Genomic DNA, 13,386 nt, shown 5'->3' with positions numbered 1-13,386 from the left:
TGCGCGGTGGCCTCGATCGCCTCGTCGGGCGTGCCGTCGGGCGCGCGGTGCACGTCGGCGGCACCGTGAGGTCCGCCCTCGATCACGGCGTACCGGATGCCGGGACCCACCGCGAGCGCGAGGTTCGTCGGCAGGGTCCACGGCGTCGTCGTCCACGCGAGCGCCCGCACACCGGTGAGGCCGAGCGCCTCGGCCTTGGCGCCGACGAGCGGGAACGTGACGGTGACCGAGGGGTCCTGGCGCATCTTGTAGACGTCGTCGTCCATGCGCAGCTCGTGGCTGGACAGCGGTGTCTCGTCGCGCCAGCAGTAGGGCAGGACGCGGTAGCCCTCGTACGCCAGGCCCTCGTCGTGCAGGGTCTTGAACGCCCAGAGGACGCTCTCCATGTACGTCGTGTCGAGCGTCTTGTAGCCGCGCTCGAAGTCGACCCAGCGCGCCTGGCGCGTGACGTAGTCCTGCCAGTCCCGCGTGTACTCGAGCACCGACTCGCGCGCCTTGCCGTTGAAGACGGCGACGCCCATGCGCTCGATCTCGTCCTTCTCGGTGATCCCGAGCTGCTTCATGGCCTCGAGCTCGGCGGGCAGGCCGTGCGTGTCCCACCCGAAGACGCGATCGACCTTCTTGCCGCGCATCGTCTGGAAGCGCGGGAAGACGTCCTTGGCGTAGCCGGTGAGGAGGTGCCCGTAGTGGGGCAGGCCGTTCGCGAACGGCGGGCCGTCGTAGAACACCCACTCCTCGCCGCCGTCGCGCTGTGCGATCGAGGCGCGGAAGGTGTCGTCGGCGTCCCAGAACGCGAGCGTGTCGCTCTCGATCTCGGGGAACCGGGGGCTGGGGACGACGGAGGCCGCGGCATCGGCCGCCGGTCCGAAGGATGAGGGGCGTGGGTAGGTCATGTCTCTCCGCAGGTCGCGATCCACCTGCGAGGACGATCCGTTCGGACCGCGGTACCACCCCGCATTGCGCCCACCGGGGTGTGCGCCTCTCTCACTGCGGCTGTGACGGGCCTGCCCCGCTCGGTTCTACTGCGGGCCGTGACCCGGTTCTTCCGAGAGCTCCCCGGTGATGGCCGGATCGGTGCTGATGCACCCAGTCTACGCCGTCGCGCCGGGACCGGCGGGCGCGGATGCCGCGGCGTCGAGCAGCTCTCTCGTGAACGGATGGCGCGGCTCGGCGAAGATGCGCGCCACGGGCCCTGCCTCCACGACCCGGCCGTCCTGCATCACGAGGACATCGTCGGCGATGCCCCGCACCACGTCGAGGTCGTGGGTGACGAACACCATCGCGAGGTCGCGCTCACGCTGGAGGTCGAGGAGCCGGTCGAGGATGCGCGCGCGCACGGTGGCATCCAGGGCCGACACGGGCTCGTCGAGCACCAGCAGCTCTGGACCGACCGCGAGGGCTCGGGCGATCGCGACCCGCTGCCGTTGTCCGCCCGACAGTTGCGCCGGTCGCCGGGTGGTGAAGGCCGGCGAGAGCCCGACCTCGCGGAGCAGATCGGTGACGAGAGCACGGCGCTGGGAACGAGTCGCGCCGGTGACGGTCACGGCTTCGCGGAGCGTCCGCCCGACGCTCCAGCGCGGGTCGAGGGCGCCCCAGGGGTTCTGCTGCACGAGTTGTATCCGGCGTCGGGCAGCGCCCCGCGCGACGCGCGGCGACCACGCCCGGCCGTCGACGCGCAGAGTGCCGGCGTCGGCCTCGGCGACGCCCACGATCATGCGGGCGAGGGTCGTCTTGCCCGACCCGGACTCCCCCACGACCGCGAGTGTGCGCCCTCGACGCACCTCGAACGAGACGCCGTCGACGGCGACACGGTCGCCGAACCGCTTGGTCAGACCTTCGGCGCTCAGCAGCGGAGCATCGGTCCGCGGCGCGCGACGCAACGGCGCCGCAGAGGCCGCGGCGACGAGGGTGCGGGTGTGCGGGTCGCGTGGTGCGGCCATCACCGCGGCCGTCGGTCCGGTCTCGACGACGGCGCCCTCGTGCAGGATGACGACGCGGTCGGCGATGCGACGGACGGCGGCCAGGTCGTGGGTGATGAGGACGACCGCGACACCTTCGTCGGCGACGGAACGCAGCAGGTCGAGCACGCGCGCCTGCACCGTGGCATCCAGGGCCGTCGTCGGTTCGTCGGCGATCAGCACGGCCGGGCGCGCGGCGACCGCCGAGGCGATGAGGGCGCGCTGGCGGAGACCGCCCGACAACTCGTGCGGATACTGCCGCGCGCGGAGGTCGGGTTCGGGAAGGGCGACCCGCGTGAGAGCGTCCCGGACACGGTCACGCAGGGCCGCTCCGCGCACCGAGGGCTCGTGGATGCGGAGAGGTTCGGCCACCTCGGCACCGATCCGCCGGAGCGGGTCGAGGGAGACGAGCGCATCCTGGGACACGAGCGCGACGCGGCGCCCGCGCAGCGCACGCCACTGCCGCTCGCCGAAGCCACGTACGTCGACGCCGTCGATCTCCATCGTCTCGGCGGCGGCGGTGAGCCCCCGGGGCAGCAGACCGAGGAGCGACCGGGCGGTGAGCGACTTGCCCGTGCCGGACTCGCCGACGAGCGCCACGCACTCCCCCGCCGCGACGTCGAGGTCCAGTCCGCGCACGATGTCACCGTCCGTTCCCGCGATGCGCAGGTCGCGAACTCGGATGCCGCTCATGCTCCACGCTCCTCGGACCGTGCACGGAGGGTCCGACCGACGATGCTGACCGCGACCACGGTGACCGTGATGGCCAGCCCCGGGAAGACCGCGACCCACGGCGCCTGGACGAGGAGGTTGCGGCCCGACGAGAGCATGAGCCCCCACTCGGGCGTCGGCTCGGTCGGCCCGAGTCCGAGGAAACTCAGTCCGGCGGCCGCGAGGATGCTGGTGCCGATGCCGATCGTCGCCAGCACGCTCGCGGATGCCACGACCCCGGGGAGCACGTGCGTCACGTGCACCACGGGCCGGGGCACGCCGACGATCCGGGCGGCCTCGGCGTACTCGGTCGACGAGAGCGCGCGCGTGCGGGCCCGGGCGAGCCGGACGTACACGGGCAGCGCCGCGAGGGTGACGGCGACCGCGACGTTCGCCGCCCCGGGCCCGAGGACGGCGACCACCAAAAGGGCGAGCAAGAACTCGGGGAACGCCAGCAGGATGTCGATCACCCGCATCGCGGCGGCATCCACGGGGCGCGGCGCGACCGCGGCGAGCGAACCGATCGCGACCCCCACGACGAGGGCGAGTCCGGTGGCGAGCAGCCCGATGCCGATCGAGCGCCCGGCGCCGAACACGACGCGCGAGTACACGTCGCGTCCGCTCTGGTCGGTGCCGAACCAGTGCTGCGCGCTCGGAGCCTGCAGCGCTTGACGGACGTCGGTGAGGAGCGGGTCGTGGGTCGCGAGCACGCCCGGCGCGAGCGCCGCGAGGCCGAGGGCGAGCAGCACTACGGCGGCGGCGATCAGCGCGACCCGTCGCGCGGCGCCCGGAGCGGAGTGACGCCGGACGGGCGTCGAGCGGATCTCGGTGCTCACGCGGGCACCTCGGTCCGGGGGCCGAGCGCGGGGGTCGCGCGAGCGAGCCGCGGGTCCAGCAGCGGCACGACGAGGTCGGCGATCGTGTTGACGACGACGAAGACGAGGGCGCTCAACAGGATGACGCCCGTAACGACCGGCAGATCGCGGTCGGTGATCGCGGTCAGGGTGACCCGGCCGATGCCGGGACGGGCGAAGACGGTCTCCACGAGCACCGCCCCGCCGAGAAGAGACCCGACGAGGTAGGCGGCCAGGGTGACCCCGCCGACGGAGGCGTGGCGCAGCGTGTGGTGGGTGCTCTCCCGCAGCGGGGAGGCTCCGCGGGCGCGGACGGTCAGCAGGAACGGCTCTCGTTCGGCGGTCTCGACGCCGTCGCGGAGGACTTGCGACAGAAGGGCGGCGACGGGGAGGGCGAGGGTGATCGCCGGAAGCACGACGGCGGCCGGATCGCGCGCCCCCGACACCGGGAACCACCCCAGTTGGAACGAGAACACCGACAGCAGGAGCAGGCCCGTCCAGAAGACGGGGGACGACAGCACGACGAGTTCGACACCGCCGGCCACCGCTCGCGCGGTCCGGCCGCGCACGAGCAGCACCGACACCAACGCCAGCACGATCGCGATGACGAGCGCGAGACCCGTCAGCTGCAGGGTCGATCCGAGCTGGCGTCCGATCACCTCGGTCACCGGCAGGCGCAACTGGTACGACTCCCCGAGATCGCCGCGCGCGAGCCGTGCGAGGAACGCCGCGTACTGCTCGAGCACCGGCCGGTCGAAGCCGAGCTCCGCGCGGATGCCGTCCTTCACCGCTTCGCTCACTTGCGCCTGGGGCCCGAGCAACACGTCGACCGCGTCGCCCGGGATGATCCGGAACGCCAGGAACGCGAGCGTCGCGGCACCCCACAGCACGAGAACGACGGATGCCGCGATCCCGCCGACCCGCGCCAGCGCGGCGCGCGCACGATCGCGGGGACGCGGCATCCGTCTCTCCGGGTCAGCCGAGGTTCGCCGTGGCGAACAGCGGCCGGCCGTACAGGTCGAAGCTGAGGCCGGTGACGTCGGGACGCACGGCGGTGATCAACGCGGGGCTGTACAGCGGCACGATCGCGACGTGCTGGGCGTTCCACTGCTGCACCTGGGCGTAGATGTCGGCGCGAGCCGCGGGGTCGGTCGTGGCCGCGCCCTGCGCAAGCAGCGCGTCGAGGGCCGGGTCGCTCACTTGCGAGGCGTTCTGGAAGCCGTCGGTGGCGAGGTGGCTGCGCAGCAGATCGGCGTCGACGCCCGAGAAGCCCCAATCGGTGAGGTCGAAGGTCTTCGGGCCGTACTGCTCGTTGTACGCGCCGGGCTCGAGCACGTCGCGCTGCAGGTCGAAGCCCACCGCGCGCAGGTCGGACTGCAGGGCGTTCGCGAGGGCGGCGCGGTCGTCGGGCACCGGGGTCCAGGCGATCCAACGAGCGGTCAGGCGCTGACCGTCCTTGGTGCGGATGCCGTCGGCATCCCGCCCCGTCCAGCCCGCCTCGTCGAGCAGCGCGTTCGCCGCGGCCGGGTCGAAAGGCCACGAGCCCTCGAGGCTCGCGTCGTAGCCGGGGGTCGTCGCGCCGAGGATGCTCCACGCGCGGGGGTACTGGCCGAAGAAGATCTCCTGCACGGCGGTGTCGACGTCGATCGCGCGCGAGAACGCCTGACGCACCTTCTGATCGGCGAAGACGCCGTACTTCTCGTTGAGGTAGAGCGAGTAGGGCAGTCCGGGGTACTCGATCGCGTTCACGGTGTCGTCGGCGGGGATCTGCGACACGAGGTTCGGCGGCAGGTTCGTCACGACGTCGGCCTCGCCGCTGGAGAGCACGCCGAGGCGCACGGACGCCTCGGGGAGGATCTCGACGCGCAGCGTCTTCACCCGCGGGGCACCGCCGCCGTCGGGACCCCAGGAGTAGTCCTCGTTCGCGGTGTACACGATCTGCTGATCGGGCGTGTACGAGCTGAGCACGTACGGACCAGTGCCGACGGTGACGTCCGGGCCCCCGGCCTTGAGCTGATCGGCGGAGGTCTCGAGCACCTTCGGCGAGTAGAAGCCCAGCAGAGCGGTGCTCGCGGCCTGGAGGAACGGCGCGTAGGGCTGCGAGAAACGCACGCGGACGGTGTTCTCGTCGACGACGTCGGTGCCGGCGTAGAGGTCGCCGCCGAGCATCGCGGCGGCCTGCGCCGACGCCGTCTCGGGGGCGACGATGCGGTCGAAGTTCGCCTTCACCGCGGCGGCGTCGAACGGCGTGCCGTCGTGGAAGGTCACGCCCTGGCGCAGACGGAAGGTGTACGTCGCTCCGCTGTCCTCGACATCCCACGACTCGGCGAGCCACGGCGTGAACGACCCGTCGGCCTCCTGGAACACGAGCGAATCGAGCGCGGCGCGCTGCACCATGGCCGACACGTCGAGCTGACTGGTCTGCGGGTCCATGTGGCCGGCCGAGAGGTTGGCGCCCTCGATGGCCCACACCAGCTCGCTGTCGCTGGAGGAACCGGCATCCGTTCCCGAGCAGGCCGAGAGGGCCAGGGCGGACACGGCCGCGACGGCGGTCACGGAGAGGAGACGGCGCAGGAGCACGGACGGCATGGAACGACCTCGGAATCGCGTAGGGGTAAGCCCCCAGTTTACCGACTTCCTGGACGCGGTCTCGAAATCGGCGACCATCGCGGCGCGCGTCACTCGCTCAGCGATGCGCACAGGCTCAGTCCGCAGCGGGCCGTGCGACTGATCCTGCGCACATCGCTGAGGTTATGACCGACCTCACGCACGGTGGAGTCCCTGAGCCACCGCGTGCATGATCCGCTCCTGCACCTCGTGCCATCGGTGCACGACCTGCTCGTACCCGACGCGGATGACGTGGTACCCGCGGAGGAGGAGCTCGGCGTCGTGCTGGATATCGGCGGTGCGTTGCGCGCCGACGTGGTGACCGCCGTCGATCTGCACCACCAGGCGGTCGCCGATCAAGACATCCACCCGACGATCGACGATCCACACCTGCACGCGGATAGCAAGATGAAGCCACCGCAGCCGAACGACGAACAGCGTCTCGAGCCCCGAGTCGGCCCACGGCGTCGCCTCGTCCGCCAGGCGTCGTGCGGCCCCCGTCCACGGCAGGCGGCGGAGGGCCGCGAGATCGACGAGGCCCCGGTTCAGCGCGGAGTCCCAGACGGCGCGTGCCGCTTCATACGGTTGACAGACCGCCACGGTGAGCAGCACGTTCTCGACACCGTCTTCGAGGGCGTCCGGATGCCGCGGGACGATCGGCCGCTGCCAATGCACCACCGCGGCCGAGTTCACGACGCGGCCCCGCCCGGGATAGGCGGCGTGGGGCACCTCGGGTCGGTGAACGACCCACAGACCGGCCCTCGCGGCTGCCGTGATGCACGAGAGCACCACCCCGTGGCGGGCCGCTGCGATGAGGTCGGCATCCGCCCCGGGCACGGCCACCCACCCGCGCCGCACCCGGATGAGCAGGCCGAGTTCGATGGCCTGAGTGATACGCCGCCGACTGTGCCCCTCGTCGAGCAGCCGGACGGGGCGGGCGATGCCGCCGAGGGCGGCGACGCGTGCGGCAGCGGCGTGTGCGGATGCGGTCATGAGGACGATGTTCTCCACTCGGACGGGGCCTCGACCGTCCGCGCGGCGATCTGTGGATGGCATCCGGCCTGGGGAGGAGCCGTGAGCGGCGGTCGCCACCTCAGCGATACGCACAGGCTCAGTGCGCAGACGCCGAAATGAACTGATACACCGCGCATCGCTGAGTTTGCGCGCGCGCAATGCCGCCGACCGCCCGCGCCCGGCCGAACAACGGGCGAGCACGCGGGTCGGACTCGGTATCCTGGAGGCGACCACAGTCAGGCACGCACACACGGTGCCGCACATATCGCTCGAGGAGTACCCATGTCGCTGATTCCGGACAAGCCCGCCCTGGAGGGCCTCGAGCAGAAGTGGGATGCCGCGTGGACCGAGCGCGGCACGTACGTCTTCGATCGTGCCCGCGCCGTCGAGGTCGGCCGCGAGGGCGTCTACTCCATCGACACCCCGCCGCCCACGGCATCCGGAAGCCTGCACATCGGGCACGTCTTCAGCTACACCCACACCGACGTGAAGGTGCGCTTCGAGCGCATGCGCGGCAAGACGGTGTTCTACCCCATGGGCTGGGACGACAACGGCCTGCCCACCGAGCGCCGCGTGCAGAACTACTACGGCGTGCGCTGCGACCCGTCGCTCCCTTACGACGCCGACTTCACTCCGCCGTTCGCGGGCGGCGACAACAAGAGCAGCAAGGCCGCCGACCAGGTTCCCATCAGCCGCCGCAACTTCATCGAGCTGTGCGAGCAGCTCACCGTCGAGGACGAGAAGGCGTTCGAGGCGCTGTGGCGCGACCTCGGGCTCAGCGTGGACTGGAGCCAGACGTACCGCACGATCTCCGACGACGCGATGCGCACCAGCCAGCTGGCATTCCTCCGCAACATCGAGCGCGGCGAGGCCTACCAGGCGCTCGCCCCGACCCTGTGGGACGTCGACTTCCGCTCCGCGATCGCGCAGGCCGAGCTCGAGGACCGCGACCAGCCCGCCGCGTACCACCGCCTCGGCTTCCACAAGACCGACGGCTCCGGCGACGTGTTCATCGAGACCACCCGCCCCGAGCTCCTCGCCGCGTGCGTGGCCCTCGTCGCCAACCCCGACGACGAGCGCTACCAGCCCCTCTTCGGCACGACCGTCCGCACCCCGCTCTTCGACGTCGAGGTGCCGGTGCTCCCCCACCCGCTCGCCCAGAAAGACAAGGGCTCGGGCATCGCCATGATCTGTACGTTCGGCGACGTCACCGACATCATCTGGTGGCGCGAACTCGACCTCCCCAACCGCACGATCATCGGCAAAGACGGCCGCATCGTCGCCGACGCTCCCGACGTCATCGAGACGGATGCCGCGAAGGCGGCGTACGCGGAGCTCGCGGGCAAGACGGTGTTCAGCGCCAAGAAGCGCATCGTCGAGCTGCTGCAGGAGTCCGGCGAGATGGAGGGCGCCCCGAAGCCCTTCACGCACCCCGTGAAGTTCTTCGAGAAGGGCGACCGCCCGCTCGAGATCGTGTCGACGCGCCAGTGGTACATCCGCAACGGCGCCCGCGACACCGAGCTCCGCGAGCGCCTCGTGGCCCTCGGCCGCGAGATGTCGTGGCATCCGGACTTCATGCGCGTGCGCTACGAGAACTGGACCAACGGCCTCACCGGCGACTGGCTCGTCTCGCGCCAGCGGTTCTTCGGCGTGCCGATCCCGGTCTGGTACGCCCTCGACGAGAACGGGGAGCGCGACTACGACCGCGTGCTGACTCCCGACCTCGCCACCCTCCCCGTCGACCCGACGACCGACGTGCCCCCCGGTTACACCGAAGACCAGCGCGGCGTCGCGGGCGGCTTCGACGCCGAGCGCGACATCCTCGACACGTGGGCGACGTCGTCGCTCACCCCGCAGCTGGCCGGCGGTTGGCAGCGCGACGACGAGCTGTGGAACCTCGTGGCGCCGTTCGACCTGCGCCCGCAGGGCCAGGACATCATCCGCACCTGGCTCTTCTCCACCATGCTGCGCAGCACGCTCGAAGACGGTCGGGTGCCGTGGACGGATGCCGCGATCTCGGGCTTCATCGTCGACCCCGACCGCAAGAAGATGTCGAAGTCCAAGGGCAACGTCGTCACGCCCGCCGACATCCTGCAGCAGCACGGTTCCGACGCCGTGCGCTACTGGGCGGCCTCGAGCCGTCTGGGAATCGACGCGGCGTTCGACCCGCAGAACCCGACGCAGATCAAGATCGGCCGGCGCTTGGCGATCAAGCTGCTGAACGCGGCGAAGTTCGTGCTGTCGTTCCCGGTGCCCGAGGGCGCCGAGGTCACGCACGCGCTCGACGCGTCGATGCTCGCGACCCTGGATGCCGTGGTGCGCGACGCCACAGCGGCTTTCGAGGCGTACGACCACGCGCGCGCGCTGGAGATCACCGAGTCGTTCTTCTGGACGTTCTGCGACGACTACCTCGAGCTGGTCAAGGAGCGGGCGTACGACCGCACCGACGCCGGTCAGGCGTCTGCGGCCCTCGCCCTGCGGACCGCTCTGTCTGCCCTCGTCCGCCTCTTCGCCCCCGTGCTGTCGTTCGCGGCCGAAGAGACCTGGTCGTGGTTCGAAGAGGGCTCGGTGCACACCGCCGCGTGGCCCACGCCGCTCGGCATCGAGGGCGACCCGGCCGTGCTCACCGCGGTCAGTGAAGCGCTCATCGGCATCCGTCGCGCCAAGACCGAGGCCAAGGCCTCGCAGAAGACGCCGGTGACCTCGCTGACGATCGCGAGCCCGCACGCGGTGCTCCTGCGCCTCGCCGAGGGCGACCTGCGTGCCGTGGGCCGCATCGAGACGATCGCGTTCGCCGACGCCGAAGCCACGACCGTCACCGACATCGTGTTCGCACCCCAGGAGGACTGATGCAGCTCGGAACCCGTTGGACCGCTCGCGAGCAGCCGCCCCAGGCCGTTCCCGCAGCGCTGCACGCCCAGATCGCCGCCGTCGAAGCGGCGCTGAACCCCGACGGACTGAGCGCGCCGGCTCCGCGGTGGACGTTGACGTTCCTCGAGGGGCGCCCCGTCGCCGAGCTCGACACGGGCGTGATCGTGTCGCAGGACGCCTCGGGCGAGGTCGTCGTGCGGTACGACACCGACGACGAGTTCGCGTGATTCGACGACGGAGGGCCGGGATGACGCATCCCGGCCCTCCGTCGTTCCGTCAGCGCACTCTGAGGTAGGACTCGGCCTCGAACACCGGGCGACGAGTCTTCGCCAGCAGGACGGCGCGCTGCGCGGTGGCGTCGGCGCGGGCCACGCGTGCGTGCATGCGGGCGTGGGCGTGATCGGCCAGGACCCGCGACAGCGTGAGGAGCAGTTTCTCGACGGTCGTGGCGGTCACGAGCGGCGCGGTGAGCGCGGTCATGAGGAGCCTCCTTCGGCGGGCAGGGGGAAGACGTCGGCGCGCATCGTGACGACGCGCAGCCCGTCTCCGGCCTGATGGCGATAGCGCTGGACGGTCTCGTCGACGACCGCCTGCAGCCGGGCGCTGAGTTCGGTCATCTGCTCCGCGGTGAGCCGCGCGCTGGCGGTGGAGATGAGGCTGCCCTCGCGCCACGGCTCGGGTTCCTCCCATCCGTGGATCGCGAAGTGCAGCAGTCGTTGCTGGCGGATGTTGAGGGTCTCGCTGTGCACGGCCTCTTGGATCGCACGACCCGCGGCGGTGTGCGAGAGCTCGGGGTTCGACAGCGTCACCATCCCGACGGGGCGCTCCCACCAGCGTTCGCGCGCGGTCCCGCGTCCCTCGACCTCGCGGATGAGGTCTTGTCGGGCGAGGGCGCGCAAGTGGTAGCTCGTCGCCCCGGTGGACTCCCCGGTGAGGGCCGCCAGCCCGCTGGCCGTCTGCGGACCGTACTGGCTCAGCAGGTCGAACAGCTGCGCCCGCAGCGGGTGGGCGAGAGCGCGGAGCGCACCCGCGTCGAGAACGCGGTCACGGGGTTCGGCGGGGCTGGTCACGAATGCAAATATACCTTTGCAACATAGGTTATGCAAACGCTTCTTTGCATATCGGAGTGACTACGCTGGAACGATGACGGATGCCGTGACCAATCCCCTCCTCGCTCCGACGCCACTCCCCTACGATCTGCCGCCGTACGGCAGCATCCGCCCGGAGCACTATCTCCCCGCGTTCCGCGAGGCCTTCGCCGCGCAGCGCGTGGAAGTCGATGCGATCACCGCCCAGATCGAGCCCCCGACGTTCGGGAACACCCTCGTCGCGCTGGAACGCAGCGGCGAGATGCTCGACCGCGTCGCTCGCACGTTCTATACCGTCGCCTCGGCCGACGGCACACCCGAGATCCAGGCCATCGAGGAAGAGCTCGCGCCCCTCATGTCCGCCCACGGCGACGCGATCCAGCTCGACACCGCGCTGTTCGCGCGCGTCACCGCCGTGCACGAGTCCCTGGACGCCCTCGACCTGGATGCCGAGAGCCGGTATCTCGTCGAACGTCGCCACCGCGAGATGTCGCTGGCGGGCGCGGGACTCGACGACGCGCAGAAGCAGCGCCTCACCGACCTCAACCAGCGCCTGTCGACGCTCACCACGACGTTCGAGAAGAACCTGCTCGCCGACACCAACGACCTCGCCGTCGTATTCGACGACGCCGCCGAGCTCGACGGACTGAGCGAGGGCGAGCTGTCGGCCGCCGCGCAGGCCGCCACCGAGCGCGGCCTCGACGGCCGCTACGTCGTGACGCTCACGCTCTACACCGGGCACCCGTACCTCGCGTCCCTCACGAACCGGGACTCCCGTCGTCGACTGCTGGAGGCCTCCCGGGCGCGCGGGACCCGCGGGAACGCGAACGACAACCGTGCGACGCTCCGCGAGATCGTGCGGCTGCGCGCCGAGCGCGCCGCCCTGCTCGGTTACCCCTCGCACGCGGCCGCGGTGCTCGCCGACCAGACCGCCGGGTCCCCGGATGCCGCGCGCGATCTGCTCCGCCGCCTCGCCGGTCCCGCGGCCGCCAACGCGCGCGCCGAGCAGGAGGCCCTCCAGCGGATCGCCGACACCGATGGCGTGGCGATCGAGGCGCACGACTGGGCGTTCTACACCGAGAAGGTGCGGGCCGAGCAGTACGACCTCGACCGTGCGGCGCTGCGGCCCTGGTTCGAGGCGGAGCGGGTGCTGCGCGACGGCGTGTTCTCGGCCGCCGAGCAGCTCTACGGCATCCGGATCGCCGAGCGCCACGACCTCCAGGGCTACCACCCCGACGTGCGAGTGTTCGAGGTGCACAACGCCGACGGCAGCGAACTCGGTCTGTTCCTGCTCGACCTGTACACCCGCGACTCCAAGCGGGGCGGCGCGTGGATGAACTCGATCGTGACGCAGTCGCGCCTGCGCGGCACCGCCCCGGTCGTGGTCAACAACCTCAACGTGAACAAGCCCGCACCGGGCACGCCGACGCTCTTGACCCTCGACGAGGTCACGACGCTCTTCCACGAGTTCGGTCACGCACTGCACGGACTGTTCGCGACCGTCACCTACCCGCACTTCGCCGGCACGGCGGTGCACCGCGACTTCGTGGAGTTCCCGAGCCAGGTGAACGAGATGTGGATCTTCTGGCCCGAGATCCTCGCCCACTACGCGCGACACCACGAGACGGGGGAGCCGCTGCCGGCCGACGTCGTCGAGCGGCTGCATGCGTCGGAGGCGTTCAACCAGGGCTTCGCCACGAGCGAGTACCTCGCGGCATCCTGGATCGATCAGGCCTGGCACGGTCTGTCGGTCGACGAGGCGGCGGGTGAGATCGACGTCGCGGCGTTCGAAGCGGCGACCCTCGCCGACATCGGTCTCGACAACCCCGCGGTGCCCACGCGCTACGCCTCGACGTACTTCGCGCACGTGTTCTCGGGCGGGTACAGCGCCGGGTACTACTCCTACATCTGGAGCGAGGTGCTCGACGCCGACACGGTCGAGTGGTTCCGTGAGAACGGCGGCCTCACGCGCGAGAACGGCGACCGGTTCCGCCAGCGTCTCCTCGGCGTCGGCGGCTCCGGCGACCCGCTCGCGGCCTACCGCGACTTCCGCGGTCGGGATGCCGACATCCAGCCGCTGCTCGAGCGTCGCGGACTCACCGGCTGAGGGTGGCGTGGTTGCGGTCGCCCCGGGCGATCGGGACCACCCCGACCGGATCTGGCACGATAGCCGCATGCACAGCATCCCGGCGGCTCGGCTCGACGAGCTGACGAGGCTGCGCCGGGTGCGCGACCGCATCGACCGCGAACACGCTCGCCCGCTCGACGTCGAAGAGCTCGCTC

At 71.1% G+C, this 13,386-nt stretch carries 11 protein-coding genes; 3 read left to right on the top strand and 8 right to left on the bottom strand.

The annotated features are described in order from the left end of the window. The 6 genes from LQV45_RS08400 to LQV45_RS08375 all read right to left on the bottom strand — a co-directional run. Positions 1–893 (bottom strand): class I tRNA ligase family protein (locus tag LQV45_RS08400; protein WP_230006601.1); only part of this gene is annotated, 893 nt, incomplete at its 3' end. A gap of 198 nt (positions 894–1,091) precedes the next feature. Then, complete coding sequence (locus LQV45_RS08395) at positions 1,092–2,651, bottom strand: ABC transporter ATP-binding protein (RefSeq protein ID WP_230006600.1); 1,560 nt, start codon at positions 2,649–2,651, stop codon at positions 1,092–1,094. Next, positions 2,648–3,505, bottom strand: a complete 858-nt coding sequence (locus LQV45_RS08390; protein WP_230006599.1) for an ABC transporter permease — start codon at positions 3,503–3,505, stop codon at positions 2,648–2,650. The genes LQV45_RS08395 and LQV45_RS08390 overlap by 4 nt, the downstream gene beginning before the upstream one ends. Next, on the bottom strand, positions 3,502–4,485 hold the full coding sequence (locus tag LQV45_RS08385; RefSeq protein WP_230006598.1) for an ABC transporter permease: 984 nt from the start codon (positions 4,483–4,485) through the stop codon (positions 3,502–3,504). Before LQV45_RS08385 ends, LQV45_RS08390 begins: the two co-directional genes overlap by 4 nt. A gap of 13 nt (positions 4,486–4,498) precedes the next feature. Beyond that, positions 4,499–6,112, bottom strand: coding sequence for an ABC transporter substrate-binding protein (locus LQV45_RS08380; RefSeq protein WP_230006597.1), 1,614 nt, complete (start codon positions 6,110–6,112; stop codon positions 4,499–4,501). A gap of 174 nt (positions 6,113–6,286) precedes the next feature. Then, on the bottom strand, positions 6,287–7,123 hold the full coding sequence (locus LQV45_RS08375; protein ID WP_230006596.1) for an endonuclease domain-containing protein: 837 nt from the start codon (positions 7,121–7,123) through the stop codon (positions 6,287–6,289). Positions 7,124–7,426: 303 nt separating this feature from the next. On the opposite strand from LQV45_RS08375, the gene valS reads away from it, so the two are divergent. Then, the gene (valS, locus tag LQV45_RS08370; protein WP_230006595.1) at positions 7,427–9,994 is read left to right on the top strand and encodes a valine--tRNA ligase; all 2,568 of its coding nucleotides are present in this window, start codon (positions 7,427–7,429) and stop codon (positions 9,992–9,994) included. Then, entirely contained in the window at positions 9,994–10,242 is a 249-nt protein-coding gene (locus LQV45_RS08365; RefSeq protein WP_230006594.1) for a hypothetical protein, read from the top strand. The genes valS and LQV45_RS08365 overlap by 1 nt, the downstream gene beginning before the upstream one ends. Before the next feature lie 49 nt (positions 10,243–10,291). On the opposite strand, the gene LQV45_RS08360 is transcribed toward LQV45_RS08365, so the two are convergent. Together LQV45_RS08360 and LQV45_RS08355 are read right to left on the bottom strand one after the other, a co-directional pair. After that, positions 10,292–10,495, bottom strand: a complete 204-nt coding sequence (locus tag LQV45_RS08360) for a hypothetical protein (protein ID WP_230006593.1) — start codon at positions 10,493–10,495, stop codon at positions 10,292–10,294. After that, a complete protein-coding gene (locus LQV45_RS08355) occupies positions 10,492–11,085 on the bottom strand; it encodes a helix-turn-helix transcriptional regulator (protein ID WP_230006592.1) in 594 nt (197 codons plus the stop codon). Before LQV45_RS08355 ends, LQV45_RS08360 begins: the two co-directional genes overlap by 4 nt. 73 nt (positions 11,086–11,158) lie before the next feature. Between LQV45_RS08355 and LQV45_RS08350 the strand changes: the two genes are divergently transcribed. Beyond that, positions 11,159–13,210, top strand: a complete 2,052-nt coding sequence (locus tag LQV45_RS08350; RefSeq protein WP_230006591.1) for a M3 family metallopeptidase — start codon at positions 11,159–11,161, stop codon at positions 13,208–13,210. Positions 13,211–13,386 lie beyond the last annotated feature (176 nt).

This window comes from Microbacterium sp. Bi128 (genome assembly GCF_918698205.1).
The sequence above is the reverse complement of the archived record's forward strand: the minus strand, read 5'-3'. Positions and strand labels throughout refer to the sequence as shown.